This is a genomic window from Streptomyces sp. NPDC059679 (assembly GCF_042734105.1).
Lineage (GTDB): Bacteria > Actinomycetota > Actinomycetes > Streptomycetales > Streptomycetaceae > Streptomyces.
The window spans coordinates 28,775-55,185 of record NZ_JBHWES010000050.1 but is presented as its reverse complement, the minus strand read 5'-3'; the positions used below and the strand labels follow the sequence as shown (position 1 = coordinate 55,185).

33 protein-coding genes and 2 pseudogenes are annotated in these 26,411 nt (G+C 68.5%); 11 read left to right on the top strand and 24 right to left on the bottom strand.

All coding sequences use genetic code 11. The features are described 5' to 3' along the window. Positions 1-130: 130 nt before the first annotated feature. The 15 genes from ACFV2X_RS38160 to ACFV2X_RS38090 form a co-directional block, all read right to left on the bottom strand. Positions 131-379, bottom strand: a complete 249-nt coding sequence (locus ACFV2X_RS38160; RefSeq protein ID WP_385625743.1) for a hypothetical protein — start codon at positions 377-379, stop codon at positions 131-133. A 759-nt stretch (positions 380-1,138) separates the two neighbouring features. Beyond that, positions 1,139-2,008, bottom strand: a complete 870-nt coding sequence (locus ACFV2X_RS38155) for a hypothetical protein (RefSeq protein ID WP_385625742.1) — start codon at positions 2,006-2,008, stop codon at positions 1,139-1,141. Then, complete coding sequence (locus tag ACFV2X_RS38150; protein ID WP_385625741.1) at positions 2,005-2,979, bottom strand: ParA family protein; 975 nt, start codon at positions 2,977-2,979, stop codon at positions 2,005-2,007. Before ACFV2X_RS38150 ends, ACFV2X_RS38155 begins: the two co-directional genes overlap by 4 nt. 234 nt (positions 2,980-3,213) lie before the next feature. After that, positions 3,214-3,393 (bottom strand): hypothetical protein, encoded by a 180-nt coding sequence (locus ACFV2X_RS38145; protein ID WP_385625740.1) that lies wholly within the window; start codon positions 3,391-3,393, stop codon positions 3,214-3,216. A gap of 9 nt (positions 3,394-3,402) precedes the next feature. Beyond that, positions 3,403-4,203: a DciA family protein gene (locus ACFV2X_RS38140; protein WP_385625738.1), complete on the bottom strand. Its 801-nt coding sequence runs from the start codon at positions 4,201-4,203 to the stop codon at positions 3,403-3,405. Beyond that, complete coding sequence (locus ACFV2X_RS38135) at positions 4,200-5,564, bottom strand: transcriptional regulator (RefSeq protein ID WP_385625737.1); 1,365 nt, start codon at positions 5,562-5,564, stop codon at positions 4,200-4,202. Before ACFV2X_RS38135 ends, ACFV2X_RS38140 begins: the two co-directional genes overlap by 4 nt. Positions 5,565-6,274: 710 nt before the next feature. Then, positions 6,275-6,610 carry a hypothetical protein gene (locus tag ACFV2X_RS38130; protein ID WP_385625735.1) on the bottom strand — a complete coding sequence of 112 codons (336 nt, stop codon included), beginning with the start codon at positions 6,608-6,610 and terminating at the stop codon, positions 6,275-6,277. 458 nt (positions 6,611-7,068) lie between these two features. After that, complete coding sequence (locus ACFV2X_RS38125) at positions 7,069-7,539, bottom strand: hypothetical protein (RefSeq protein ID WP_385625734.1); 471 nt, start codon at positions 7,537-7,539, stop codon at positions 7,069-7,071. Next, positions 7,536-7,970 (bottom strand): hypothetical protein, encoded by a 435-nt coding sequence (locus tag ACFV2X_RS38120; protein WP_385625732.1) that lies wholly within the window; start codon positions 7,968-7,970, stop codon positions 7,536-7,538. The genes ACFV2X_RS38125 and ACFV2X_RS38120 overlap by 4 nt, the downstream gene beginning before the upstream one ends. Next, a complete protein-coding gene (locus tag ACFV2X_RS38115; RefSeq protein ID WP_385625731.1) occupies positions 7,967-9,181 on the bottom strand; it encodes a WhiB family transcriptional regulator in 1,215 nt (404 codons plus the stop codon). Before ACFV2X_RS38115 ends, ACFV2X_RS38120 begins: the two co-directional genes overlap by 4 nt. Continuing rightward, positions 9,174-9,461, bottom strand: coding sequence for a hypothetical protein (locus tag ACFV2X_RS38110; protein WP_385625729.1), 288 nt, complete (start codon positions 9,459-9,461; stop codon positions 9,174-9,176). The genes ACFV2X_RS38115 and ACFV2X_RS38110 overlap by 8 nt, the downstream gene beginning before the upstream one ends. A gap of 33 nt (positions 9,462-9,494) precedes the next feature. After that, on the bottom strand, positions 9,495-10,331 hold the full coding sequence (locus ACFV2X_RS38105; protein WP_385625728.1) for a hypothetical protein: 837 nt from the start codon (positions 10,329-10,331) through the stop codon (positions 9,495-9,497). Continuing rightward, a complete protein-coding gene (locus ACFV2X_RS38100; protein WP_385625727.1) occupies positions 10,331-11,146 on the bottom strand; it encodes a hypothetical protein in 816 nt (271 codons plus the stop codon). The genes ACFV2X_RS38105 and ACFV2X_RS38100 overlap by 1 nt, the downstream gene beginning before the upstream one ends. Continuing rightward, entirely contained in the window at positions 11,146-12,177 is a 1,032-nt protein-coding gene (locus ACFV2X_RS38095; protein ID WP_385625725.1) for an ERF family protein, read from the bottom strand. The genes ACFV2X_RS38100 and ACFV2X_RS38095 overlap by 1 nt, the downstream gene beginning before the upstream one ends. A 94-nt stretch (positions 12,178-12,271) precedes the next feature. After that, positions 12,272-12,862, bottom strand: coding sequence for a hypothetical protein (locus ACFV2X_RS38090; protein WP_385625723.1), 591 nt, complete (start codon positions 12,860-12,862; stop codon positions 12,272-12,274). Between the two features lie 149 nt (positions 12,863-13,011). Here ACFV2X_RS38090 and ACFV2X_RS38085 point away from each other — a divergent pair, with 149 nt between their 5' ends. The 5 genes from ACFV2X_RS38085 (at position 13,012) to ACFV2X_RS38065 (ending at position 14,798) form a co-directional block, all read left to right on the top strand. Continuing rightward, positions 13,012-13,425 (top strand): WYL domain-containing protein, encoded by a 414-nt coding sequence (locus tag ACFV2X_RS38085; protein ID WP_385625722.1) that lies wholly within the window; start codon positions 13,012-13,014, stop codon positions 13,423-13,425. A 313-nt stretch (positions 13,426-13,738) separates the two neighbouring features. Continuing rightward, positions 13,739-13,975, top strand: coding sequence for a hypothetical protein (locus ACFV2X_RS38080; RefSeq protein WP_385625720.1), 237 nt, complete (start codon positions 13,739-13,741; stop codon positions 13,973-13,975). A gap of 29 nt (positions 13,976-14,004) precedes the next feature. Next, complete coding sequence (locus tag ACFV2X_RS38075) at positions 14,005-14,133, top strand: hypothetical protein (RefSeq protein ID WP_385625718.1); 129 nt, start codon at positions 14,005-14,007, stop codon at positions 14,131-14,133. A 162-nt stretch (positions 14,134-14,295) separates the two neighbouring features. Further along, entirely contained in the window at positions 14,296-14,598 is a 303-nt protein-coding gene (locus ACFV2X_RS38070) for a hypothetical protein (protein ID WP_385625716.1), read from the top strand. After that, a complete protein-coding gene (locus ACFV2X_RS38065; RefSeq protein ID WP_385625714.1) occupies positions 14,595-14,798 on the top strand; it encodes a DUF6011 domain-containing protein in 204 nt (67 codons plus the stop codon). The genes ACFV2X_RS38070 and ACFV2X_RS38065 overlap by 4 nt, the downstream gene beginning before the upstream one ends. Before the next feature lie 17 nt (positions 14,799-14,815). Here the strand turns inward: ACFV2X_RS38065 and ACFV2X_RS38060 are convergent, their stop codons facing one another. Both ACFV2X_RS38060 and ACFV2X_RS38055 read right to left on the bottom strand, forming a co-directional pair. After that, positions 14,816-15,901: a helix-turn-helix domain-containing protein gene (locus ACFV2X_RS38060; protein WP_385625712.1), complete on the bottom strand. Its 1,086-nt coding sequence runs from the start codon at positions 15,899-15,901 to the stop codon at positions 14,816-14,818. Positions 15,902-15,903: 2 nt separating this feature from the next. Further along, positions 15,904-17,007, bottom strand: a complete 1,104-nt coding sequence (locus ACFV2X_RS38055; RefSeq protein ID WP_385625711.1) for a tyrosine-type recombinase/integrase — start codon at positions 17,005-17,007, stop codon at positions 15,904-15,906. A 90-nt stretch (positions 17,008-17,097) separates the two neighbouring features. Here ACFV2X_RS38055 and ACFV2X_RS38050 point away from each other — a divergent pair, with 90 nt between their 5' ends. The 6 genes from ACFV2X_RS38050 to ACFV2X_RS38025 all read left to right on the top strand — a co-directional run bounded on the left by ACFV2X_RS38050 (position 17,098) and on the right by ACFV2X_RS38025 (position 20,295). Continuing rightward, positions 17,098-17,322 carry a hypothetical protein gene (locus ACFV2X_RS38050; RefSeq protein WP_385625710.1) on the top strand — a complete coding sequence of 75 codons (225 nt, stop codon included), beginning with the start codon at positions 17,098-17,100 and terminating at the stop codon, positions 17,320-17,322. A 219-nt stretch (positions 17,323-17,541) separates the two neighbouring features. After that, on the top strand, positions 17,542-18,042 hold the full coding sequence (locus ACFV2X_RS38045) for a hypothetical protein (protein ID WP_385625709.1): 501 nt from the start codon (positions 17,542-17,544) through the stop codon (positions 18,040-18,042). A 12-nt stretch (positions 18,043-18,054) separates the two neighbouring features. Continuing rightward, on the top strand, positions 18,055-18,735 hold the full coding sequence (locus ACFV2X_RS38040; RefSeq protein ID WP_385625708.1) for a hypothetical protein: 681 nt from the start codon (positions 18,055-18,057) through the stop codon (positions 18,733-18,735). A gap of 55 nt (positions 18,736-18,790) precedes the next feature. Then, positions 18,791-19,267: a hypothetical protein gene (locus tag ACFV2X_RS38035; protein WP_385625706.1), complete on the top strand. Its 477-nt coding sequence runs from the start codon at positions 18,791-18,793 to the stop codon at positions 19,265-19,267. A 401-nt stretch (positions 19,268-19,668) separates the two neighbouring features. Then, on the top strand, positions 19,669-19,851 hold the full coding sequence (locus ACFV2X_RS38030) for a hypothetical protein (protein ID WP_385625704.1): 183 nt from the start codon (positions 19,669-19,671) through the stop codon (positions 19,849-19,851). Positions 19,852-20,046: 195 nt separating this feature from the next. After that, positions 20,047-20,295 carry a hypothetical protein gene (locus tag ACFV2X_RS38025; protein ID WP_385625703.1) on the top strand — a complete coding sequence of 83 codons (249 nt, stop codon included), beginning with the start codon at positions 20,047-20,049 and terminating at the stop codon, positions 20,293-20,295. A gap of 951 nt (positions 20,296-21,246) precedes the next feature. Here the strand turns inward: ACFV2X_RS38025 and ACFV2X_RS38020 are convergent. The 7 genes and pseudogenes from ACFV2X_RS38020 to ACFV2X_RS37990 all read right to left on the bottom strand — a co-directional run bounded on the left by ACFV2X_RS38020 (position 21,247) and on the right by ACFV2X_RS37990 (position 26,410). Then, positions 21,247-21,561: a hypothetical protein gene (locus ACFV2X_RS38020; RefSeq protein ID WP_385625702.1), complete on the bottom strand. Its 315-nt coding sequence runs from the start codon at positions 21,559-21,561 to the stop codon at positions 21,247-21,249. A 27-nt stretch (positions 21,562-21,588) separates the two neighbouring features. Next, on the bottom strand, positions 21,589-21,954 hold the full coding sequence (locus tag ACFV2X_RS38015) for a hypothetical protein (protein WP_385625700.1): 366 nt from the start codon (positions 21,952-21,954) through the stop codon (positions 21,589-21,591). A gap of 35 nt (positions 21,955-21,989) precedes the next feature. Next, a pseudogene (locus ACFV2X_RS38010) lies at positions 21,990-22,241 on the bottom strand (peptidoglycan-binding protein); the annotation flags it as partial. Positions 22,242-22,268: 27 nt separating this feature from the next. Then, a pseudogene (locus tag ACFV2X_RS38005) lies at positions 22,269-22,640 on the bottom strand (LysM peptidoglycan-binding domain-containing protein); the annotation flags it as partial. A 671-nt stretch (positions 22,641-23,311) separates the two neighbouring features. Continuing rightward, positions 23,312-24,136: a hypothetical protein gene (locus ACFV2X_RS38000; RefSeq protein WP_385625699.1), complete on the bottom strand. Its 825-nt coding sequence runs from the start codon at positions 24,134-24,136 to the stop codon at positions 23,312-23,314. A 142-nt stretch (positions 24,137-24,278) separates the two neighbouring features. Next, positions 24,279-24,602, bottom strand: a complete 324-nt coding sequence (locus ACFV2X_RS37995; protein ID WP_385625698.1) for a hypothetical protein — start codon at positions 24,600-24,602, stop codon at positions 24,279-24,281. Then, on the bottom strand, positions 24,599-26,410 hold the full coding sequence (locus tag ACFV2X_RS37990; protein WP_385625697.1) for a hypothetical protein: 1,812 nt from the start codon (positions 26,408-26,410) through the stop codon (positions 24,599-24,601). Before ACFV2X_RS37990 ends, ACFV2X_RS37995 begins: the two co-directional genes overlap by 4 nt. Position 26,411: the final 1 nt, after the last annotated feature.

Genomic DNA, 26,411 nt, shown 5'->3' with positions numbered 1-26,411 from the left:
CGGGTGGTTCCGGACGCTTCATGATGTCACGACTGACCTGCGTGGTGAACGAGTTGTGAGATTTGATCTTTCCGGACTTATCGACTGTTGCTGATCCGCGATATTGACGCTGCGTCACATATGCCAGATATCAGAGCGCATGCGGGGCGCGGCGTGCGGCCTGCAGCATCCCGGCGATCACCTGGTGCTGGTCGTCGTCGATGTGCCCGTGCATTTTGGCTCCGTCGACCACCAGGATGGCCGCCTCGAGGGCGATGTCGTACGCCTCCGCGGTGTCCGGGTCGGTGAGGGTCCGTCGGCGGTGGAGGTAGAGGGCCTGGATGGTCTCGGCGAGCTGGACCTCGGGGGAGAACGGTTGATCGTCGTGCGCGGTGCCCATGGCCGGCTCCTGACGATCGGTGGTTCGGGCGCGCCGTCGGCTGCCCAGGTGGATGACGCCCGGGGTGTCGGGGTCGGTGGGTGTAGGCGGTGTAGAGCCTGCCGGGCTGGGTCCAGGCATCGGCGTCTCCGCTCGTACGGCCGGCGAGGGAAGGGGAGGATCGGACGCGGGCCGCCGGTGGTCCCGTGCCGGACTGCCACTGTCCCACCGCTGTCTGTGCAGCGGGGTAGTGGGTCCGGTTTTTTGACGCTGATGTGACACGTTCCGGCGTGTTCTGGCCGGTACGGGGCCTGGGTATGGCAGCGCCCCCGCGGGGGACTGGAAGGCCGGAGTTTTGCCGACAACGAACCCATCCAGCGCGCGGGGGCGGGAGACCTCACGGGCACGCCCGTCAGATGACGGCAGTGTAGCCCGGGACCGGTCCACGCAGGTAGGCGGTGTTGCCCAGATGGCCGGCTGCGGCCGGGGCGGGGGCGCGCTCGGGGCAGGGGGGCGGTGGTGTGCTGCGCCACCTGGTCCGCTCCCCCGTCCCCGGCGGCCGCCGGACCACGAAGGTCGGCGACGCCCTTCACTGTGCTCGTAGATATATGCATCCGGAAGATACCGGCGGTTACTCCACCCGAACGTGTGACGGAAAATCCCAGGCAAGTCGGGGTGAACTCTGCCGATCAGGCCGCGTGCAACGATGTGCAGCTCTTGACAAAAACGGAATACCCTGTTCCGACTCGGGGCCGGAACGGGGTACGAGTCTTCTGCCGTCTACCGGGTCCGGCTCCTCCCGGATGCCGGGAGTGGCGGTAGGAACGCGTCCAACGCCGCGTCCAGGAAGTCCGAACGGGACGGGAACCTGTAAGCCGCGGTGATGGTGTCGATGACCTCCAGCTCCTGGTACGAGGGCCGGAACGACTGCTGCACGCTGTCCTTCATACGGCCCCGCTCGGCGCGCCGGCCGGGCACCTCTCCGAAGATGCCGTCGGGGTCGTGGTCTTCATCGTCGACCGGCTGCTGTCGGTGGCGAACCTTCTCGAGCAGCTGAGAGAACAGGTCGTTCTTCCGTGCGTGCAGGACCGCCCGCCGCACGACGATGGCGTTCGTCGGCTCCCTGCCCTCCATCTTCTTGGTCAGCTGATAGTGGGCGAAGCGGTCGCGTACCGAGGTGCTGACCATGATGGTGCACTGGGTGGCTCGTTGACCGGCTTCCCCGAGGTTCTTTATTGGGACGGTGGTGACCTGGTGGTCCGCGGCAGGAGCGGGTGCCAAGTCCTGCTCGATGGCTGGGCTGGGAAGCCGTTCGCTGTTGGGTGATGGCTGGGGCACGAGCGCGGTCCGGGCCGGCTCGGGCTGGGGCTCAGGTTCAGGCCGAGGCTCGGGTTCGCCTGGTGCGTCCAGCCGCTGTTCAGTCTCCGGCTTGGCATCCGCCGCGGGCTGCTGCTCGGGGGCGATCTCAGCGGCCGACGCAGCGGCTGGTTCGGGGGTCGGGGGCTCAACCTCGGGTTCCGGGGTGGCCGCGGCGCGCCGTCTGCGCCGGGGCGCGGTGGCGGCGTTCGCCATCGCCGAGAAGGCATCCAGGGAGTCGTCTTCGGGGAGGCCGCCGCGGCGGCCCTCCTGCTCTCCGGTGTTGGCGGTCACTCGTCACCGTCCTCTTCGTTGTCGAGGGCGATCCAGGCTTCCATGACCTCCATGGCGAGGGACTGGTAGTCCCCGGCGAGGGCCTTGATGGACTTCGCGGTCCCGGGGTCGATGTCCTTCATGGACCGCATCTCCTGCGGCACTTTCCCGGCTTTGCGGCAGGCCACAGCGGCCGCTTCAACGTGCCGGATGGCCTGTTCGAAGACGGGGGCGTTGCCCTTCAGGTCCTGCTCTAGGTCCTCCTTGATGTTCTTCTGGACCTTGGTAGCGCTGGTGTTGGTGGCGAAGAGGACGACGCCCAGCAGGCGCAGCATGCCGTTGAGGGCGCGGGCCTGGCCGAAGCGGCGGGCGACGACCCGTAGACCCTTGCGGGAGGAAGGGTCGGACTTGGAGGGGATGACGACCATGTCGCCGGCTACCAGCGCTTGGGCCTGGAGGACTTCGGAGCCGGGGGCGACGTCGAGGATGATGACGTCGTAGTCGTCGCGAAGCCGGTCGATGGCGGCGGCGTACATGCCCATCCAGGCTTGCTGGTCTTCGAGGGCATCCTGGTAAGAGGCGTAGCGACGCTGTACGTACAGCTCTTCGACGACGTCCTCGAGGGCATCTCCACCGGGGATGACGTGCAGGTTGGGGCGTGCCTGTCCGGTCGGGGTGAGGGGCTTGCCATCCAGTATGGCGGTCGCCTGGGATTCACCGCCGTCATCGAGTGCGCTTCCGGTGATGCCGAGGTCTTCGCAGTTGTTGCCCTGTTCGTCCATCTCGATGAGCGCGGTCTTCTTGCCGACCTTGGCCAGGGCCACGGCGAGGGCGGCAGCGAGGCTGGACTTCCCCACACCGCCCTTGCCGTTGATGATGACGATGACCTTGCGGTCGAGGACAGCGTCTTGGATGAGGGCGATCCTGCGCTGGAGGGACTTCTTCACCTCGCTCAGGTCTACGAGATCGATCGGGACGTTGAGTGTTGCCATGATGGCCCCTTCTTGCCGTACGGCAATGGCGTGATGGGGCCTGAGGCTACACATTGATCATTCTGTTGCTTTCGTGACCTGCCGGAGTGGGGCTGATTCGGTGTCTGGTATGGCCGTAGTCCCGGCGGTCGAGACTGCGGTTGCTGTGGCGCTGTCGTGCGTGACGGATAGTGCGCTATATGAGACGCCTCATAGTGTCATTGCTAGCCCTTTACCTAGCATGGGCGGGGGCATTCACGCGGCGGTGACGTCGGGACTCTCGACGGCGTCGCGTTCGCCCTCGGCGTTGCCGTCGTCGTAGATCTCGCCGTGAGCGTAGACCGGCTGCACGAACAAGTTCTCCCACTCAGGCGCAGGGGCGGCCGGGACCTGTCGTACGGTTTCGACGGGGCGATGGAATGGACTGGCCTGCATGCTCTTCTCCTAGGCGGTGCGCTGGAACGTGGTGGGTGTTGCGGAGACGCGGCCATCCTTCTGAGCACGCGCCATTCGGATCGCAGCCTGCCGCACGGCGTCGGGGTCGTTGCCCCTGCTCGCCTCTGCGGCCTCGATGGCGACCACAGCGTCGGTGAAGCGGTCCTCGGGCTCGCGGAGCCACGAGTACTCGCCGGTGCCCCAGTCGCGTTGGAGGCGGGGTTTCTGGCCGGCGGGCGGGGTGTGGTCGATGGCGGCTAGGGTCTGGTGGTAGCCGGGGCACGCGTCGTCACGGGTCTTCACGGGCGCCTCCTCTGCCGGCTTCCGGATCTCGCTTCCGGGGGCGGCGCCCGGGGTGGGCAGTGGGCCGGGCGGCAGGACTTGGATGGTGCGGACGGAGGCGCCTTGCTGCTGGAGGTGGGTGACGAGCTGGGCGCCGATGATGCGGAGGTGGGTGGCGGCCGCAGCTGTAGCGGGGCGCAGGGTGAGCTGCTGAGTGTCGGAGTCGTAGGTGGTGGGGGCGGCCTTGTCGGTGAGGTCGGGGCACCACTGGGGCCATCGGTCGAAGATGTTGCCGCCCGCGACGCTGGTCGTCCATTCGCGGTCTTCGCTGAGTTGGGCGATGACGGAGCCGAGGCCGATGACGTCACGGCCGCTGCCGTAGTGGGTCTGGCTGCGCTTGGCGCGCTTCTTAGGCGGTGTGGTGGGGCGGTTCTTGGCGGCGGCCTTGTAGCGTGCGAGGGCCAGCCGGGCGAGGTCGCGGCCGGACGTTCCGGACTGGCTGCTGCGGATGGTCTCGTCTGCGCTCATACGGCAGCTCCTGCGCGGTCGTGGTCGGCGAGGACCTGGTCGACGAGCCGGTTGGTGTAGAGGCGTCGGGCGTCCCGCTCCCCGATGGAGTCGATGGTCGTCAGGACCATGGCGGGGTCCTTCTCGGCGGCGGCGCGCATGTCGATGACCAGCTCGCGGGAGAAGCCCTCGATGTCGACCGTCTGGGGGGCGGTGGAGTCGATCGTGAACAGCTCCTCAACGGGAGCCTCTTGCTCCTGGCGCTGCTGGAGCACCCGGCGGACCTCGGTCATGGCCTCGGAGTAGATGCGGCGGACAGCCGGGCTGTTGGCCTCCTGGCAGTTGCTCATGTCCCATCCGCCGGCCGGGCCTCGGTCGTGGCGGTCACGCTCGGCGCGCCGGGACTCCCGGATCGTCTCGACCGCGGCGGCGCGCTGGTCCTTGGTCTGCCAGCCGGGCATGCCGGTGACGCCCTTGAGCCGGTAGCCGAGGAGCCCGGACGGTCGGCGGGTGCCGTGCTCGGGTTCGGGGGTGGTGTCGAGCCAGGCGATGACCTCGTGGGCGGTCCATCCGGCGTCGGCGACGTCCTTGACGATCCAGGCGATGCGCTGGGTGGAGGCGCCGGAGAGCCAGCGGACTTGCTGGATGAGTTCGCGGGCGAGCTGGTAGCGGCGGCCGACTCGGTTGAGGGTGCGCCGGGCGCGCTTGGGCTTCTTCGGGGTGGGGGACTTCCTGCTCCCGCTTGCGAGCTTGCTCTCAGAGGGAGAGTGAGTACCAGCCGCAGAAGAAGACCCAGAGGTACCACCCTGCATTGGGGTGCAACGCGACCGCGCCGAAGATGACTTCCTCGAGCGCTTCCGGCGCACCTTCCTGGCGGCCTTCTTCGCGAGGTTCCCGATCGTCTTCCGGTGCTCCTCGGCGATTCCGACCGGCCGCCGTTGCACCCCTTCACCGACCGTCCGGATGCCCAGCGCGGTGTCGAACTCGGCAGGGATGACGCGCTCGAACTCGGAGGCCTGCCGCACGGTGCCGGTGATGCGGGAACCCTTCACGCGGTACACGAGCAGCCCGGCCTCGCGGAGCATGTCGAGGTGGTACTGGACGGTGCGCTCAGACAGGCCCAACTTCCGCGCGAGGTAGGCGACGCCGGGGCGGCACTCCTTCAGCGCGGCCATCTCCTGGGCGATGCGCACGGTGGTCTCTCCCCACTTGGGTCCGTGGGTTCGGCTGGGGGTGTAGAGGCCGGAGCCGCCGACCCAGTGGATGGCCTGCATCCAGCTGTAGGGGTCGGGGGCGATCCGGCCGGCCGTGGTGGAGACCCATTGGTGTGCTGCGTCCACCCGGATGCCACCACGGCCGTGTCCGCCACTGTATTCGAACACGGTTTCGAGTGTGGGGGTTTCGGGGCGCGTGTCGCGGGAGGTGTGGGGGCGCGGGGTGTCGTCGGCGTGGGTGGAAATCTGGGACGAATCGCCCGTGCGGGGATGCGGAAGCTGACAAGAGGCGTGCGCGTCGTGCACTATGTATCCCGTCTCGTAGAGACACGAAGACCCGCGTTCGGGACTTCGATGGGTTCTGGAGGAACCTGATTTCGCTCACCGGGTTGGCGCCCGGAGGGCCTTAGCTCGGCTTTGGCGAGTCGAGCCGTTGGAAGTGGGCCGCGTAGGCCCGGAAGGTGTTGGCGCACCAGCCGGGGAAGCGGCCAGGCGGTCGAGGAATCTCCCGCCCAGACAGGGCTATGTCATCCGATCCCCCTCAGCGGGTGGGGTCTGCGCCCGGCGCTCCACGATCTCGAAGCGAACCGGGCTCGGAAGCTCATACGCCCCTGCATGGCCTGTGTCGAAGTACAGGCAGGACAGCAGGGCGGCCAGACTTTCCTCCAACTGGTCCGGTCGGCAGCCCGGTAGATCGCCCGACACCTCCGTGCGTAGGCGCACCGTTCGTGAGGTGAGGGCGAGCGAGCTTTCAGGCGCGAAGAAGGTATGGACGCTTCCCTGGACCCTTTCAGGGGTGAGGTGCCACGCCTGCTGCCGGACGGGTACGCGTGGCTTGGGGCGTGGACAGGAGATCATCACGGACCACGTGCGGGCGCTCATCGCTCGCCCTCCGTCCAGCCGTAGCCCTCGGCGAGAAGCTGAACGGCTGGGCAGATGTCGCCGTGGTCGAACTGCTTCCACTCGTCCAGGTAGCCGGTCTCGTCCTTGGCCGGGCAGGAGTGCATCCGTCCACCGTGCAGATCCAGGAGCTTCCGGTCGGCGGCACAGCGACGCAGGACCGAGGCGGGGCCAGTACAGTCGCAGACTGCCCCAGGGACTTGGGCGCGCATGAGCATCGTGGCCGTCTCGGCGACGCTGATGGCGTGCACGTGACACTCAAGGTCATGCCAGTTGTCCGCAGCCTGCACGGCCTTGGCGATGGCAGTGTCCAACCAGGCGAGGATGTCCCCGCCCTGGGCGGTCACGTGGTGGTGTGGGTCGGAGTGACAGGGCTCGCGCTCAACGCCAGTGTGATCTTCGCGGCGGAGCTGCGGGTCCAACTGTCATACGGGGGAGCGCCCCGGGTACTCTGGGCCATGTCGGCACCTTCTTCTCGCGATGTGTGGTGTCGAACCGGCCTCGCACCCAGATCACCGCCAAGTAGTCTGGGAATCCTGCGGGGCCGATCCATTTTGCTGTTGTGGGCCGAGACCTTACCTGATGGCGTGTCTGGCCAGGCGTCCAGCCTACCTGTTGACGGCGACATTGCTCCACCTGCTCCCGGGTCGTGTCGGATCGTCAGATTCATCGGCAGATATCCAGGTCATCGCACATGTGTCCACCGGTCGCCTTGTGTCCTACAGAAACGCACAATTAATAACGAGCGATTGCGATCTTCTCTCGTGGTCAACTACGAGGCTCTGGCCAGCGAAAACGGAGTAGACGAGCTCGGCGTTCGGCCGGTGATGGGGATCGGCTGGGCCTTCTTCGGGGTCTCCTTGTGTCGGGTGTTGCGGGTGGGGCGGTTGACCCGGTCCGGGCGCCCCGCGCGCGCCTTGGATGCTTCCGTGCGGCAGATGCGGCAGCGGCAGCCGCCGTGGTTGTAGCGGTACTCGCCGTGCGCCATCTGCTCAATCCGCGCGGCCTTCCCGCGGGCCTTCGCCTCGTCGAGGGCGGCCCGGAACTCGGGGTCGGTCTTGGCGTGTTGGGCGGGCACGTTCCGCGAGACGCCCACCTTCGCGGCGGCCTCGGTCAGCTTGGCGCCCGCGGTGACAGCCTCGAGGTACGCGACCCGGGCGGCGGTGTCGAACGCGATGCCACCGACGGGGCGGCCGCGCCCTCGACGGTGCGCCGGCCCCCCGGCGGCCGGGCCGGCGCTCATGACCGTCCTCCCCGCACCGCTTCCAGCCGGGCCTCTCCGTCCGCCGGATGTGCCACTAACGGTCGCTGCGGCAGTACTCGGCCGATCCGGTCGGCCATGGCCCCGTACCCGGCCTCGGCGAGCTGGTTGCGGGCGGCGGCCAGGCGGTCGGCGTCCCAGCGGCGGGATTCGGCGGCCCGGGTGCCGCACAGGTAGCCCACGGTCAGCGCCAGGTCCCATATCGCCTGCACCTGCTGGGCGTCGACGTCGGGGAACAGCGCGGCGGGCAGCAGCGTGGGGCGGCCGACGACCTCCAGCAGGCCAGCGGTGATGCGCGCGTACAGCACGTCGGCGGAGGTGACGATGCGGTCGTCCAGAGCGTGCGCGATGCGGCTCGGGTCGACGTCGGCCGGCGGGAGGCTGGTGGGCGGGGTGTGGGGTGTGGGGTTCATGCGGCGGGCTCCAGCACAGCGAGGACGGGCAAGGGCAGGAGGAGTTGCTGCGGCGGCGGAATGACGAGCCGCAGCCTCGGGCCGCGGCGGGCCCGGCGTGTCGCGGCCAGGACGCTCGCCGGGACGAGGCTGCGGCGGCGGGTGCGCGGCAGATGCTGATACCCGGGCAGCACGGCCTGGACGGGCATGCCGGGGGCGATCCGCCGCTGCCTGGATCCGTCGCCGTTGGGGGCGGCGGCGACCGGCCACCGCCCGTCCGGGCGGATGAGCACCCGCTCCGGGAGGATGCCGAGGCGCTGCGCTGTGGTGAGCAGCTGCTCGCGGGACGCGGTGTCCTTGTCGAGGCCGAGGAGTCCGCACAGGATCGCCCGGTGCCAGTTGGCGGTCCGTACGTCCATCCCGGACCGGTACGCGACCAGTTCCTCGTCGACTTCCCGGGCCAGTGCCCGGAGTACGGCCTGCTTCTGGGCGGTGCGGGCCACCGACAGCACGGACTCCGACACTTCCGCCGCCGGGATCGTGACGCTGGCCGCCTGGCGGCGCTGAATGAGTGCGCGGTGCCGGTCCAGGGACCGGATGCCGCCCCAGATCCCGGCCTGCTCCGCCAGTCGGCCGTCCGGGGTGACGCTCATCGCGTACGCCTGGCACTCGGCCAGCACCGGGCATGAGGCACAGGCGCCGATCGCGGCCCGCTCCCGGGCCAGCCGGTCCGGCTGCGGCTCCGTCCGCCCGTCGGGCAGGTCCAGCGTGCCCCAAGCGTCCACCGACAGGGCCGGGTCTCCCAGGGACTGGCCGGGGAAGTCGGGCTCGGGAGACAGGGCGCAGCCCCGGTATCGGTACCGGCGGTGTTCCACCAGCTGCTGCCGGGCGTCTTCCGAGTCGATGCCCGGGCCGTCGAGGAGGGCGTGCACCGCCGGGACCATCCCGCCTACGAGCCCGCCGCGCACCGCGTTCGGGCCGGCGCTCTTCCCACCGGTCGACAGCAGAGCTGCGGTCCGGCACTCGGCCCTCACGGGGCACGCGCCGCACACGGCCAGGGCTGCCTGTTGTTGGGCGGCGTCCTCCGGCCGGTCCCATGCGGACACGGGTAGCGCCGGGTCTCCGAGGGACTGGCCCGGGAAGTCCGCGACATCGGCCGGCGTGGGTGCGCAGCCGCGGTATCTGTAGTGCCGGTGGTTGGTCAGTGCGCGGTGGGCCGTGAGGCTATCCATCGGCTTCCCCCTCCTTGTGGTGCGGGTTGTGCTGGTAGTGCCGGGCGAGCGCGTCGTCCAGGACCATGTCCGCGGCCTTCAGGACCGCCTCAGCGGCGAGCCGCCGGTCCATCGCCCGTCGTGCCGCTGTGCTGGTCGCGCGGTGCTCGCGGACCAGGGCGGCCTCGTTGATACGCCGCGCGGCGCGCTCCCAGGTCAGAGCGCGCCGCGTGTGCCACCAGCCGATCGTCGCGGCCAGGGCGATGACGGTGGTGAGCACCGCCGCAATGCCGTACTGCACAGCGCCCACCTCCTTCGGTGATGTGTGGGTGTGTTACGCGGCCCCCGCCATACGGGGTGCGCGAGCCGCTTCACGCCGTTCCCGCCGGTGGACGGTGACAGCGTCACGGCAGGGTTGGCAGGCGGGGGCAATCCGCATGTTGTAGTGCGCGTGATAGCCCTCTGGGGTACCGCACTTCCCTGTCCAGTCCGGGAAGGTCGCGGGATCGTCGATCGTGTCGTCGTCCCACGCACCGACCGGCGCCCAGCCGCGATCCCTGGCGTAGTTCACCGTCCGGCTGTAAGCCTGGGCATCGACACCGTTCTCGCGCGGGTCAGCCCGCCAGAGCTCGTCGTACAGGCGCATGACCGCCCGGACCGTGCGCACAGTCACCTGGGGGCGGTCGAGCACGCTGCCGAAGTTGCTGGGCAGCATCTCCAACCGTTTGGCCAGCTGGGCCTTGGGCCAGCCCGCATGGATCAGGGCTTGCAGCCTGCGGTGGGTCCCTGTGGCGTCGACGGCCACGACCGACCCCAGGTTCTCCAGGGACGGCTCCACCGCCAGCAGCGCGGCCGCGTTCTTCGACCTCATCTGCTTGGAGGGAGCCATGTTCCGCTGCGGGTGACCGTAGAGCAGTTTCGTCACCACACCAGTGGGGACACCCGCCAGCGCCGCGATCCGCTTCCAACCAATCCCGAACCCCATCAGCGACCGGACATGCACGCGAACGGGTTCCGCGTCCACGTAGGGCTGCCAGGTGCCGTAGGCGATCGCCCGCTCGCGATTCCTCCGGTACTCACTGTCGGCGAAGCAGCAGGGGTAGCAGCGGCAGCCGTCCAGCTTGTACTTCACATAGGCGCCGTGCTGACGGCGGCTCTCCTTAACCACCATCACGCGGCCACTTTCTTCAGCGCAGCCGTCTTTTTGGTCTCGCCCTGCTCCCACCGATACCGGGCGCGGGCGTGCCGACACGGCTGGCAAGCAGGCATGATCTGCATGTCGTAGTGAGCGCGGTACCCCTCAGGCGTTCCGCACTTCCCCGTCCAGTCTGGGAAGGAAGCGGGATCATCCATGGTGTCGTCGTCCCACACGCCTACCGGGGCCCACTGCCGCTCAGCGGCATACTTCCGGGCCCTGGCTGCACCTGTGGGGGTGGCTCCACCCTCGACCGGATCAGCACGCCACAACTGGTCGTACAGATCACGAATCGATCGGGCGACCGCGACAGTGACTCGCTCGGCCGTGAGGAGTCGGACGAAGTTCTGACGGAAGAGGCCCAACCTGGCAGCGAGGTGCGTTAGCGGCCAGCCAGCAACCACGAGCGCCTGGATACGGCGGCGGGTTCCGGTCGGGTCAATGAGCGAGCCGGGGCTGTAGTCCTCCAGGCGGGGCCTGTAGGAGAGCAGCACCGCTGCGGACTCCGAGCGGATCTTCTCGGCCGCAGGAGTCCCCCACAGGAGGTGGTTGAGGGTGCCTCGGCCGACGCCGGTCACCTTGGTCAGGTCATCCAGGGCAAGGCCAGCAGCACGGATCGCTTGGACGTGGGCACGTATGGGTGCTGCATTCGCCCAGGGGCGCCAGGTGCCTGCGGTGATGGCCTTCTGCCGGTGCTCGTTGTAGCGGGAGACGGCCCAGGCGCAGACGTAGCAGCGGCAGCCGTCCAGCTTGTACCGGGCGTACCCGTGAGGGCGCTCCTCGGCGGCCATCAGGCGGCGCTCCTCTCGCCGCTCCGCGCGGCCTCCATGAGTCGGTCCAGCAGTTCACGGAACGGCATCCACTGGCGTCCCGGGCCCTGAACTTCCCGGTCCAGCAGACCCTTCGCCTCCGCGTTGCCCCGTACCTGCGTGAGCACATCCCGGTCATGCCTGTGCTCGAAGACCTGGCCCATCAGCTTGTCCAGCAGCGCATCCGCAACCGGATCGCCAGCCGGGGGCTCCTCCGCCTTCGTGTTGTCCGGCACGAGACAGTCAGGGTCAATCACGGTCACACCGTGTTCGGCTGCGACCTGGGCGGCCGCACCAGGGGCCTCAGCAGCCTGCCGCTGCTCACGCTCCGCGGCCTCAGCCTTCAATGTCCGGCCTCGGGCCACGACCAGGTCTCCGAGCGTCATCTCCTCACCGCCCGGCGCGTACACGGTTGCGCCCAGCAGCCCGTCGGCCTTCGCCTCCGCGTGCATCGCCAGAAGCGCCGTCGGGTTGTTCCACACAGCGGGCTTCCGCAGCCGCTCCATATACACGTCTGCCGGGGAGCGCTGCCCCTCCGGGTGATCGCGGTCTCCATCATCCAGGGACTTCGAGTCCACGGGGATCATGAACGTGTGGATCAGCGCGTACTTCAGCGCCGCTGACATGGCCTTGTTCGCAGCCTTGTCCGCGAAGTCCGATCCTTCGCCCAAGGTGACAGCGGTGACGTGGTCGCCAGCCGGGCCGTAGAAGTGAAACGCGATCCGCATGAGGACCGCGTTCTGGCGGCCCCGTACCTCCGTCTTGAACTCCAGCACCTCCGGGGTCATGAAGACCCCGTGTTCGCGCAGCGGCTGCGCCAGCGCCCCGATGGCGTCGTCCACGCCCCGGAAGCTGTAGTTCTGCGAGTCGTTCCGCCCGTTCTTGCCCACGTTCCGGACGTCGCGCATCACGCGCGCCATCAGCTCGTAGACAGAAGGCTGGTCCTGGTTTTGGGTGTGAAAGGTCGGGCCCTCCGCCGTCGGGTTGGCGGGGGCCTCGGTGGCGTCAGCCATATGAGGTCTCCAGATATGAGGTTGTGATGTGGTGCTGAGCGAGGGAGGAGGGCCTGGTTGTCGGCGTCCAGGCCCGCCCTCTACGGGTGGCCGGCTACTGCTCGGCCGGGGCCTGGTCGGGCAGCGGGTAGACGTGCGCGAGGTACGCTGCCGCGACCTGCATGGCGTTGAGCGCGTAGCCCCTAGCGGCTGGCCAGCCCTGCTCGCGGGTGTACTCCGCCGCCCGCTCCTGTACGCGCTCGATCAGCTCGGCCGACACCCGCACGCTGAAGTTCACCTTGTCGAGGGTGGCTCCATGTGTGGCGCGCTTCGGCTGAGGCGGGTCCCAGGCGCCGGCCAGGAAGGCTTCGAATCCTTCCCGCACGGTGGTGGCGGCGTCTACGCCGGTCGCCTTGGCCTGGGCCTTCACGTGGTCGCGGAAGGCCCGGTCGAGGTACAGGGAGATGGGCGAGTCTCCATAAGCCGGGGTGGGCGCGGTGGCGTAGTCGAGCACGGTCTGAACGGCGTTGGCCATATCGGCCTCGCCCTGGTCGCGCAGGTACGCGACGGCGCGCTGTGCGGTGGGGGCGACAGCGCGCACGTCGCGCTTCCCGGTCTTCTGGCTCGGGGCCAAGGTGGCGTGTCCTTCCGGTCGCCGGCGCGTGTCCCGGCGGCCGGGCGGGCGCCTGCTGTGGGTGATGGGCACGCCTAGTCTCCTCCCTTATTCACTACACACGCAATCGACTGCGTGACCGGGTGGGTCCCGGTGGTGTCCTACATCGTAGCCGTAATTCACTACACGTGCAATGAAATCTCTGCTACGGTGAACACACCACACCGGAAGAGGGGGCACCGATGAAGCACACCAACCGCCAGACCCAGCACCGCACCCTCACCGACCTGACCCGCGCCCTCGACCACCGGCACGCCGTCACCCTCACCTACCGCGACCGCGACAACGAGATCACCGTCCGCACCGTTGAGATCCACGAACTGCACGCCAAGACGGGCGACGTCGAGATCACCGCCATGTGCCGCCTCCGGAAAGCGGAGCGGAAGTTCGACGTCAGCCGCATCATCAGCTACACCGTCCACCGCATGGCCTACGTCCTGGAGCGGCCCGCCCCCACCAAGTACGAGCGCCCCGCGCCTGTGGTCGCGTACAGCGTGCAGGACCTGGTGGACGCCGAACTCGCCCTCGACCCCGACGACGCCGACCACACCCCCCGCAAGAAGCTCACCCAGACCGACACCCACCTCGCCGCCTGACGAAAGGACCATCGTGGACGACTGCCGCACCTGCAAGGGAGACGGAGCGCACCCCGAGTGCGATGGCGCTGGGTGCTCCGACTGCAACCCCGACGGGAACTGCCCGACCTGCGCGGGCACCGGAAACGACCCCAAGCACTGGCACCCTGCGTACCAGCAGCAGACCTGACCCGGGTAACACCGACCGCCGGGCGCGTCATCATCGTCCGTAGCGCCGCGCAGCTCATCGCACGCGAACTCGGACGCGACTATCTCCCCCGAACCGTCGTTACCCGCACCAACACCGCACTGACCGCCTGACGGAAGGAAAACCATGAACAGCGCCAATCAGATCCGCGCCGGCCTCGACGACCTCGCCGCCGAGGAAGCCGCCAACCCGTCGCCCGTCTGGGCACCCGTCGAGGCTGACGTCGAGCCCGACGAGTGTCCCGAATGCGGGTCCATCACGTTCAACCGTGTCGAGGACTACACCGACTATCACGGGTGCCGCCTCAGCCTCGGCCCCATCTGGCGGTGCACCGGATGCAAATGGGCCGTGCGCGCCGCCTGACCGACTGCCCCGAGTACTAAGGAGCCGACGTGTTCGACCAGTTCACCGCCGACGAGATCAGCCGCTGCCACGAGGCGACGGAGTTCGACCACGAGTGCCCCGTGTGCACCGCCGTGGACGACCGCCCGGACGAGGCGATCCCCGGCACCGACTTCTGACCGGGATCATTGCCCGCCTCGTAGCTTGCGGGAGACGGGGCGCTGATCCGCGGCATGACGAAGGCCACCGCCCCAGTTGGGTGGTGGCCCGAGTCTGATCACACGCCGCTTACAACGCGGCCAGCGTACCGAAACACCTGACCAACCCACAAGGAGCACATCATGCCCAGTGCCCTCGACCGTCTCAACGCCTACGTCAGCCACTTCACCGACGACGATGCGGCCGAGTTCGCCCGACGGGTCGCCGCCTACCGCGCCGAGGTCCTGAACGAGGCCGCCGACGTGCTGGCACGCCCCATCCCCGAAGGCGCACCGTGCGCGGACTGGGAAGACCTGATCGAGGGCATCGAGGAGATTCGCGGCATGGCCGAGGCAGCGCAGCGGCAGGCCGAACCTGGGATGAACCCGAAGGACTTCCTGCGCATGTTCATCAACATCATCGACGAACCCACGACCGCGCCGTGACCTCCCGTCCCGCACGGCAGACGCCCCTCCTCGGCCTCCCCGAGCAGGGGCGCCGCCCCGTCCACTGCCTCCGCTGTCGCCGCGAACTCACCGACCCTGACAGCCGCCTCCGTCGCTACGGGGCCGAGTGCGACCCCGAAAACCACCCCGGCCGGGCACGCCAGCACCATGTCGACCAGGACCCGCTCCCCGGGACCTGAACCGGACGGACGCCTGACTACTCCGTCAAAGGCTCCGTCTGTACCGCCCGGCGCAGTCGCTCCAGCGTCGTCGGCATCGGCGACCACCCATACCGGCCCGCCATCAGCCCGTTCAACGCCACCATCCCCCGCGAGTAGGCGACCCGCACCCCATATGCCTGCAACGGCACACCCTCCGGCCACGACCGCACCACACCCCCGGCCACCACCGCGCCCCGCGGCCGCAGCGACACCCACAACGCGGTCTTCGCGCCCTCTGGATGCGCCACCAGGCCCTCCCGCACCTTCAGCCAGCGGCGCACCGCGACCCGCGCACCCTCCCGCAACTGGTACGTCTCCACCGGCGCCGCCGGCCCCACCACCTCCGCGGCCTCCAACACCGCCTGCTGCGTCGCCACCGAAATCCGACGCGGCCGCCCCGACAGCACTTCCGACACCGTCACCGGCGACACCCCCACCATCGCGGCGATCTCCTCCACCCGCGGCCCCCGCCCCCTCTGTGGCCGGCGTCGCACCCCGAGCGTCGCCTCGCCCTCGCCCAGGTCGTCCACGCGCATCGCGGCCAACTCGCCCGACCTGGCCCCGGTATCGAGCACGATCGCGACCATCGCCAGCAGGCGCGTCCGGTCCTCGAACGACAGGCCCGACCCGTCGCGCTCCAGCGGCCCTTCCGCGGCCATGTCCGCCAGTCGCCGATACAGCGTCGCCTGCTCGGCCGAGGTGACCGTCGGCTTCAGCTCGGCACTCCCCAGCACAGGCAGCCACACGTCCCGGCCCGGCGCCGCAGCCTCGGCCAGGATGCTCAGGCAGTTCCGAACCGTCCGTAGGGTCGACAGCGGCAGCGGCTTCCCCTGATCTTCCGCCCGATGCCGCAACTCCCCGGCCGCGGCCAGCTCCCAGAATGCCTTCAGCGCCGGGCCGGTGAACAACTGGCTCATCGACCGGCCGGCGCGCACCGGCATCTCCTCCCGGCCCACCGCCCGCCCGTACATTCCGGCGACCATCCGAAGCTGCCGCACCCGCTGAGTCGACGGCATGGCGGGCGCCAGCTGGTCGACGAGCGCATCCAACTGGCGGATCGACGCAGGCTTCCGCTCGCTCACTGCTACCCCTTCCGCGGCACGAACCGGTCCACCAGATGGTCGTACACCGCGACCGCGGCCGCAGCGTGTTTCGCCTTCCGCGCGGCGCTCTCCCGGCGCCGGATGTACCGCAGCGTGGTCTCGATCGCGGCGTGGTCGGCGTACTCCTGGATCTCCTCCACGGGGACGCCAGCATCGTGCATGTGGGTCAGCTTCGACGCGCGCAGCACGTGCGGAGTGAGGTCCCGATCGGGCAGGACATCGGCCGCGCGTCCAAGGCGAGTGAGGAGGCGGTCGACAGCGTGTCGGTCCATGGGGACGTCGTTGTCGTCCAGAAGGATCGGGCCCTCGGCTCGCCCCTCGGTGCAGACGTCGATAAGGAGGCCGAGGCGGTCGGGGATGGTCCAGATGCGCCCCTTGCCACCCTTACGTCGCAGATCCAGCTTGCGTTCCCCGCCGACGGCCTTGATGTGGTGCAGGTGGGCGGTGCAGCACTCAGTGACGCGGCCGGCCAGGGTGTAGATGAAGGTGGGGACGAGGGCCTGGCGGGGAGTCTGGGCGGCGTTGACGACGGCCTGGAATTCCGGCACTTCCAGGATCGGCGTCGCGGTGGTCTCGTCCCGGGGGTCGACCTTGGGCCGGTCGTGCTTGGTGACCGGGGAGGCGATGCTCTGGTCCTTGGTCTTCCACTTGGCGTACTGGGAGAGAGCGGTGAGGACGGACAGGCGCCGGTTGATCGTGCGCGGCGCCTTCCCCTGCGCCTTCTGGACCTTCGTCCACGTCTCAATGATGTCCGGGGTGATCGCGCCGATGAAGAACCGCTCGTGCCCACCCAACTCCCGTGCCACAGTGGCCCACAGACGGATGTCGTCGGCGTAGGCCTGCTTCGACTTCACCGCGGGCACGGCTTCGGAGCCCAGCCAGGAGGTGACCAGTTGGAAGGTGTCGCGGTCCAGGCACTCGGCCAGCAGCTCCAGCCGGTACCGGCGCTCACCGAGCCGCCGGTTGCGCGGATTGCGGGGGGCGACGGTCCCGAGGACATCGCGTAGCCAGAACAGGGCCTCCTGTGCGGCCCCCGGGCGTTCCAGCTCCGAGGTGGGTCTCGGGGCGACGATGTGCTCGCTCATGATCCGAGACTACCTCGATCATGCTTAACACACGTTATGCGCTTCCCCCAGAACGATCCTCCGGACCGAGGCGTGTCCGATACTGGGGCCATGAGCGACGCTGAGCAGCGCGAGCCGAAGGTCACCTACACCGCCCCGGTCGGCTCCATCGACCTCCCGGCCTTCGACGAGGAAGGCGCTGCGTACGAGATCGTCGCCTGCGACGAATGCCTACCCTGGTACGCCGAGGTGGTCGTGACCGATGGCGACATCCTGGTGCGGGAGTGGCATGCCGTTGACTGCCCAGCGTTCCAGGGCCTGCTGACTGACGGCTGATCACCAGACACATGTGAGAGCTTATCGTGGCTCAGCGCGGGGCTAACTCCCCCGCCTTCTTACTGACGCTATGTCAGATTCTTCGCCTGGATCGATTCTCTGCTCAGACCCTTCTGGTGCGTCATCGACGTGCCTGAACCCATTGCAACCTTGCCTCACGTGAGGCATAGTTAGGTGTGTCAGCAGGGGGCAGCCCCGATCGACCCACAGGGGGGAACCGTGAACTACGTCTTCGGCGGCCAGGCATTCGGCACGCTCACCATGGAGGACAAGCCCGCCATCGCCGCAGTCCTTGAAGAGGCAGGCATCGACGGCGTCGAAGCATCACTCAGCAGGTCCGGCACTGTCTTCTTCGTCTTCACCAAGCCGACCCCCAGGGGCAACGACCCCATGCAGAACCCGGAACTCCGCCAGCGCATCGTGACCGCCTTCAAGGACGCCGGATGGACGTGGCTGAACGATTTGAGCCTCGCCGCCGCCCCGGCCCCGGAAGACGGCGCGCCGCCGGAAGAACTGTGGACCGTCCAGCAGGTAGCCGACTACTTGGGCGTCACTCGTGACGCGGCACGCAAGCAGCTTTCCCGCTGGAGCATCGAAGCCGCGTACCGGTACCGGGAGCGCAATCTCCTGTGTTCCCTCTTCCTAGCCTCAACGGTTCGCGCAGCGCATGCCAAGCGGCCTGGCAAGGGAGCTCGCACCGACCTACGCACCGAGAAGTGAGGACAACCAGGCGTGAACAACGCACGCGCAGCGCTCGCCAAGGAAGCCAAAGAGGCCCGCATGAGGCGCGCGCAGGCAACCGCCGACCTGAAGAGGATCGCGGTTGAATTATGGCGCAACGACCTTCGCGATATAGAGCAGATCGCCGCAATCACCGAACTTGACCACGAGGTTGTGGCCAGGGAGATCGAAGTAGATTCGCATCGATCTGCGGGGAGACCTAGGGTTGAAGTCGATCTCCTGGAATTAATTTTGCTCTACGAATCCGGCATGACTCTCGATGACGTTGCCGCTCAGGTGGGGGTCGGCGCGCACATCGTTGCCAGCAGGATGGAGGAAGCCGGTGTCCCACGCCGACCCGCAGGGGGATCCAGGAGGCAGAGGGTAACCCTGTCGGAGGCAGACCTTCGCTCGATCAAGACCCGCAATCTTGCCGGTGAGAAACTGAAGGACTTGGCCGACGAATATGGCATGTCACCTTCGGGTCTTTCTAACAGGCTGAAGAATGCCGGATATTCGGCCATGAAAGTCAGGGCGGCAACTGCTCTGACCGACGCTCAGGCAAAGGATGCTTCTGAGCGACAAGCCACAGGTGAAACGTATGCCGAACTCGCTGCGCGCTTCGGAACGAGCGAGCACCAGGTGAAGAAAGCCGTTTGGCAGCACAGAAGCAGCCTGGGCGACAGCGACTGACCACCGCTGAACCTCGACCCGCCTACCGCACCACCGAGCAGTGAGGAGAACGACCATGTCGACTGCCGTCCTTGCGTCGCCCACCCTGCTGGTTCCGACCGGAGACGCCAGGCCCGTCGAGAAGGCAGCTGTTGACGGCATCGTGGATGGGTTCGAGCCCGAGACGTTCCTGTGGATCGTCTTCCACCGGCCCGACGGTGGAGCCCGCGTCTGGTACGCGTGGACCGCTGGCGGCGCCGCGCTCGGCAACCGTGTCGACCAACTGGCGATCGCCGCGGGGCTGGACTGCGCCGACTGGCTCCACATCGGAGACCGCAACTGTCAGCGCTCCACTCGGGGCCGCATCGCTATCGAGGCATACGCGCTCCGTCCGATCCTCGCTGACGTCCAAACCGGGGTACGCGCACCAGACGACCGCCGCGACAAAGTGCTCCGTTTCATCACCTGTGCGGCCGAGGAGACCGGGCAGACCCCGCGGCCCGACGTACCGCGCTGGCTTGGCGTCGGCCCGACCCTGCTGAACCGCAAGTAGCGCGACCCGCAGCAGCACGGTGTCCCGCCTGAGAGAAGCAGGCGGGACACCGTCGTGTCAGCGTAGCTGCTGCATCAGTTCGTGCCGGCGCCTGGTTCGGCGTCGGGTACCAGCCATTCTGGGTTCGGACCTAGTCAGACCTGGTCGGACACTAGCCGTCGGAAACCGCGTCAACACGGCTCAACGCGTAGGGAACGCGGGCGAACGCGGATGACGCATTCATCGCCCCGAACAGCTGGTTCGCGACGTCCGCACCCACACCCTCTCGTATGCTCCCTGTACAGCGCAGAAGGAGCCCAACTCCGACCCGCCTTGGCCTGAGAAACCGAGGGTCGGAAGGGCTCCCTGCACGGTGCTCCACCAGTCCACTCAACGCGAGACAACGGGAGGCAACACCAGGCATGCAATACAAGCACCCATACCTGCGCGCACGCAAGCACAGCGCCCACTGGTTCAGCCAGCACGCCGAACGCATCCACCGGTACCGCCGCCTCGGACTCGCCGAGTTCTACCGGGGAGCCGCGTACACCACGGGCGCCGGCGCCGTGACCCTCATCGGCGTCTGGATCCAGCACCACATGTGACACCCCGCGGGCCCGGCACACAGCACCGGGCCCGCACCGCGCCCGATACGCAGACTCCCGAACCGGGGATGTGACCCAGATACGCGCCAAAGGGGCAATGAGTTGAGATCTTGAAGCCCCTGAGCGTCCGGCCCAACCGTGGGGCGCCCGCCGACGGATAGCATGCCCGCAGCCGCCGACCAGAAGGACCCCACCATGCCCCAGACCGAGACCACCCAGGCGGAAGCCACGCAGCCGCACGCCACAGGCCCCGGTCTCCAGACGGTCGTGGCCGTCTTCGGGATGTCCATCGTCGCAATGGTGGTCGGCACCGCCCTGTACGGGCCCCCGGAGAACAGCGAACGGGCGTTCCGGCTGTTGCACTGGTGGAAGCGAGACCCAGAGCCTGACTCCGAGGCGCTTACGCCTTCTGGCCAGCGCCGTTCCCAGCAGACGAAGCGTTGACGAACTCCACGGCTTGGTAACAACCAATAGCTACGGTCAGGTGGCGTGTAGCACTGCATGATGCTCAGGTCTGCGGTCGGAGCGAGGGCGGCGGTGCCCGAGCCCTTCAGGGCTTCAAGGTCAACTCATTGCCCCTTTGGCGCGTATCTCGGCGATACCCCTAGAGGGCCCAGGGCTGGGTCATTTGCGGGCCGGTGACCTGGGGTTTCGTGAAGCGAACAAGGTCGCATTCGTTCGTTATTAATTGTGCGTTTCTGTAGGACACAAGGGCCGATCAGTCCCGGCGCCGATCAGCCGGAAGCCCCAACAGACCCGTACCACCGTCCCCGTTCCCCGGCGACTTGTCAGAAGGCTCCGGATCCGGCGCACCATCCCTACGGCAGACCAGCGCGTCCGGATCCCAGCTCGGCGTCTGCAAGGAGTACCCGTCCGGGCAGGACGGGCCAGCCGGGCCACGCTCCCCCGTCTCCCCCTTCTCTCCTTGCGGGCCTTGGGGTCCTGCCGGCCCGGTGGGACCCGCTGCCCCGGCTGGTCCAGGCGGGCCAGCCGCGCCGTCAGCTCCGTTGCTGCCATCCGCGCCGCTCGCCCCGTCCGAGCCGTCCTTCCCCGGCGAGCCGGAAGGTCCCGGACTTCCCGGCTTACCGCTCGCCCCGTCCCGGCCGGCCTGCCCGTCTTCCCCAGGAGGCCCGGTCGGCCCAGTTGGCCCTGGAGGGCCGGACGGGCCAGCATCACCAGGCGAGCCCCGCGACCCGGGCGGCCCGGCAACCGGCGTCGCACCCAGCCCCTGTACCTGCGCGGCCAGTTGGTCTCGAGCGCGGTTCGCGTCGGCCAGTTCCCGGGAGAGGCTGAGGAACGCCCACAGGCCAGCGGCCAGCAGCGCGGCGAACATCAGAGCCCCGGCGGCCGCAATGTAGTCGCCGCGCCGCCGCCGCTTACGGGCCTCCACCCGGGTCATGCCCCAGCTCCTCTCATCACCATCACCAGCGGCAGCACGATCCCGACCAGCGGGATGATGACCGATGCGACCATCCACCGGCGGGTCTGGGTGACCCGCTCGGCATCCTGCTGCCGCTGCGCCTGCAGTCCTTCCACGGCTTTCGCCAGGTCGGCGAGCTCTCGGGCGACGCTGGCCTTCTCGACCACATACACGTCCTGAGACACCATGCGATCAAGTCGGGCGTTCAGCCCCGCCAAGTCATCGCGGATGTCACTTCGCATGAGCTCGATGAGCCGCCCCAACTCGCCGAGAGACGGATCATCGGCCATGTTGTGCTCCGAGGGTGGATAAGGCGCTCAGGACACCGAGCGGACAGGCCGCTTGACCGCTCCTGCCGGTACGGGCGCGGTCACCTGTGTGCGGTCGAACATCGCCACGACAGCGGCGGCCACGGAGAGCACGACGGCCTGCCGCTCGGCCGACCAGTCGAGACCGAAGCCGACGGCGAGCGCGATGGCCGCCTGGACGAAGCCGAGGACCGCCGCGCCGACGCCGTCGTTCGCCATCACCGCGAGGATGAGGCCGACCAGAGCGGCGGCGAGCGCGTTGACGACGGCCTGCTGCTCGCCGCTGACGTCAAGGCCGAATGCGGTGGCCATCTTCACGAGGACGGCGACCAAGCCGAGCCAGAGAGACGGCTCGCGTCCGAGGAGGGTTCTCACAGGGGACTCCTTGAGGAGAGAGGGTTGAGGAGAGGTCAGACGTTCGGGACGCGGAGCTTGTCCCAACTGGCTTTTCCGGGGATGCCGTCCGCATCGGCGCCGGTGTAGCCCAGCTTTCGCTGCCAGGCGGCGTAGTTTCGACGATCGGCCTCGGTCCAGTCAGGGCCAGGGCCCTGGTTGTACTTGCCGCACCCCTCGGCAACCAGGCGGCGGCCCATTGCGGCGATGATCGGGCTGTGTCGGCCGCCGTGGAAGAACGCAGAGCCCGGGAACGGCTCGTACAGAACGGCTGGCGCCTTCCCGGGGACCTTCAGCTTCTGGCCCACGGACAGCCTGTCCGGGTTCTTCAGGCTGTTCAGCTTCACCAGGGCGGCGATGGTCGTCTTGTGCTCGGTGGCGATCGAGGAGAGCGTGTCGCCCTTCTTCACCGTGTACGTCGTCGTGCTGCCCGAGGTGGAGCCGCTGTCCGACGAGCCGCCGCTGTCACCACTGGTCGGCTTGCCCGGGACGATGCTCGTGTCGATCGCCCCCGGATCCCAATGGTCGTTCCCAGGGACTTGGGCGTGTGCGTAGTGCCCGCCCTTTGTCTGCCACGTCGTACGAGACCGGGCCCCCTTCGCTGCGGCCGCAGCGGTCGCCGGGGGCTTCCCGGCCGGCCACACGTCCGGGACGCCGTGCGCGCGCATCGCGGCCAGGATCTTCCGGAAGTTCGGCTTCTTCGCCGGATCGAACTCCTTCGTCCACGGCGACGAGGCGCGGCCCAGCACCTCAACCTGAATGTTGACCTTGCCCTCGCGGTTCGTGCGCCGCGGCCCGTCGTTCTTCAGCGCGCGGGCGGACTTGTTCAGCGGCCCGTACTGGCCGACCTTGTCTGAGACCGGGTCGTAGATGACCTGCGGCTCCGACGCGACGCGGATCAGGTACGCGCCGACCGACGCGAAGTAGGAGGCGCCGGCCGGGGACTCGGTGGTGTGCCAAGTGGCGCGCGGCGGGTTGCCCGGGGTGTCCATGGCGCCGCCGATGACCTGGCTGCCGAGCCGGACGGCGCCGGAGATGTACGCCGGGCCGGACGCGCCGCGCGGCACGTCTGCGCCATCGTCCTCGCCCGGATCCGACTGCTGGACCTCGAACGGCTCGGCGTCGGTCGGCACGTACACGTCCAGGTCGCCGTCATCGCGGAGCACACAGAACGCGCCCGCCTGGCGGCGATGGTCCTTCACCCAGCGCTCGGTGTCCGGCAGTTCGGCGATCGCACGGACCTCATCGACGTGGGCCTGGTCGACCTCGCCGAGGTAGGTGGTGGTGACCTCGCCGGTCTCGAGGTCGAGGTGGTCGACGGCTACGTGGAAGCTGCGGGTCATGAGCGGGTCCTGTCGAGGCGGGGCTGGCAGAGGTCGATCTCGTGCCTGAGCGCGAGGTAGGTGGTGAGGTAGAGGCGGCCGCTGCCGTGGTCGCCCCAGGAGGGGCCCCAGGAGTTCACGAACCGCAGCACGGTGTGCTCGGGCATCAGGTGGCAGTGTTCGTCGAGGGCGACGTCCTCGAGGGCGGTGATGCACACCTCGTGCCCGCCGGCGTCGCCCGAGGCGGCCCAGTTGGGGTCGTGATCGATGAACCCGTCCTGGTCGGGTTCGAAGAACGCGTCGCGCCAGGGCATGCCCATCAGAACGGGCCCGGTCTGCAGGTCGCGGCACAGCTCGTGCGCGGTGGTGGCGTGCCCGTACTGGTCGATGAGGCCCCGGTGATGGAGAACTTTGGCGACGCCGAGGCCGGAGGAGCCGCAGTCCTGGCTGGGCCAGGTGTAGTCCATCCACGCGTCCGCCACGGTCGCCTCGGCGTACAGGCGGATCGCGAACTCCTCCGCCTCCCGGGCGCTCGAGGTGTCGAGACCGGCCGCCTCGGCCTGCTTCTTGTCGAGCAGGACCGAGAGCAGCGCGGTGCCGGCGTTCCCGGTGCAGGAGCCGAGGGCGTCCACGTCATCGACGCCGTCGAACATGCGGCTGGTGTGGATGCCCTGGGCGAGGAGCCGCTGTTGGTCGAGTACGGGGATGCGGGGCTCCCACGCGGTGGCCCGGATCGGCTCGCCGGTGTAGGGGCGCCGGTAGGCAAGGCTGCGCGGGTCGAGTACCTGGTGTCGGCCGAGGTCCGGCCGCACAGGGTATTCGCGCACCTGAAGATCGGGCACTCGCCCGGCTCCGTAACTCCCCGCGCCCGAAGCTGATGGTGGTGTCGGCGCACCACGACGGGTGCGGTCCCTCGGGGGTGTGGGGCGGAGGGTCGCCCGGTGATCTCAGACTACGGCCGGAGGGGGCTGGTGTTGCCCCTGCTCATTCCTCCGGCGGCTGCGGCGAGAGGAGGGCCGCGGAGAGGATGGTGCACCGCTTGCTGCACAGGCCGCAGTAGATGACGACGTTGGTGCCGTTGTTGGAGTACATCATCGGCACCTCCTGGATCACGTTGTAGTTGGTGCAGGTGTTCGTGGCGCAGGCGCAAGTGGCCGAGTACCACATGTACGGCTGGAACGTGAACGGCTCGCTCGGCTGCACGGGAGGTTCGGTGCTGGGCTGCGGGGCGGGGGTGCCGGATTCCGGGTCGTCCTCGGTAGTCGGCTCGTCGGTGCTGGGCTGCTCGGTGTCGCTGATGTCGCTCATGATCCGATGACCATCCAGTTCACTGTGGTAGCGGTTGTGTTTTCGCGGTTGACCCACACAGTCAGGCCCGTGCTGGTCACGTTGGAGACGCTGACGCCGGTGACGCCAGCGCCGGGCGGTGTGGCTGAGGCCCGGTATCCGGGCACAGTGGAATTCGCAGTGGCGTAGCCGCGGAACGTGGTGCCGGCGATGTTGAGTCCGGTCACGATCGTGTTCGTGGGCGTGTACGCGGCTGAGGGGGTGATGGTGACCGTGCCGGTGGCGATGTTGGGTGCGTTGAGGACTCCGCCAACCGTGGTGTTGCCTGCCAGGTCGACGGAGAAGCGGTACGCGGCCGCGTCCCCGTTGTAGAGGCGCATCAGATAGCCGGTGTGGCCGGCGGCGCTCTGGAGTAGGAAACCGGAATTGGAGCTGGCCGGGGGGAAGTGGTTCAACCTGCCGTACAGCTGCACCAGGCCCGGGGTGAAGGAGGCGTTTGACGGTGCGGTCGAGCCGCTGTTGTCGACGTAACCGAACGTTGCGGTGGCTCCGCCCAGGAAGATCCTGCCGCCGATGGTGAAGGTGTCGTTGCTGGTACGGAAGCGTTCCGCGACCCAGAAGTCGTTGCCGAGGAACGTGCGCCATCGTAGGTCGGTGTAACCGCTGCCCGAGAAAATTCCGGAGTTGATGCCGATGTCGGCGTCTCCGGGTGTGCCTTCAATGATGTTGATGAACGCCTCGTTGGCCCCGGTCGCGTTGGTGAAACGCAGGTTCGGGTAGGTGCTGTTGGGGTCCATCTGCATGACGGCGCCGCTGCTGCCCTCGAGGATGAGGCCGTCGCCGGAGAGTTCCCCGATGGCGCGCCCGGTGGCGTCGTAGACCAGGACGGCGTTCGAACTCGCTTCGTTGATGGTGATGCGCTGTCCGCTCGTAGCGGTCTGAAACAGGGATCCGGTGATCGTGCCGCCGGTGATGGTCTTGCCGGTGATGGCATCCGCTTTGAGGGCGGTGGCGTCCACAGATCCGGCGGCGAGCTTGCTGGTGGTGATCGCGTTGGCGTCGATCTTGTCGGTCGTGATGGCCAGCGCGGCTATCTTCGCTGCGGTGACGGCCTCGGCGGCGAGCTTGTCGGTGACAACCGCCCCGGCGGCGATCTGCCCAGCCAGGATCGCCCCGGCGATGATTTTCGGGGTGGTGACGGCGTCGTCGGCGATCTCGGTGGTGCCGACCGCAGCGGCGGCGATTTTCGCCGCGGTGACTGCGTCGTTCGCGAGCTTCACCTCAGTGACGATGCCGTCGAGGATGTCGCTCGCGACCACCGGTGCGGGCCCGTACGGGCCGACCTCGACCGAGGACGGCGACGCGGCGCCGGAGGTGTTGCGTGCCAGTAGACGGACGTACACCGGCACGTCGGTGGGGACGACCACGGTGGCGCCCTGCGCCGTCTCGATCGTCGTCTGAAGCGTGGCCGGGAGCGGATCGAACCCGGACGTCGCGGAGGCGTGGACTTCTACGCGGGCCCAGTCGAGCGGGATGACCTCGCCGTCGGCGAATTGCCCGTCCCAGGAGACGGTGACGCCGCCGAGGACCGATGCGACGATCGGCGCCGAGGGGGCCGGGGGCGGCGGGCCGTTGACGACCTGAATGCCGGACGTGCCGTCGGTTTGCTGGCCGACGATCGCCCGCAAGCTGCCGAAGTCGTCCTTCACCTCGAGGGCGGCGTTCTCAATGGACGCGCCGTGGGCGACGCGCTGCCCCTTCTTGATCTGGTCGACCTCGCGGCGCAGCCGGGCCACCTCGAGAGCGAGAGCGTTGTACGACGAAGGCATG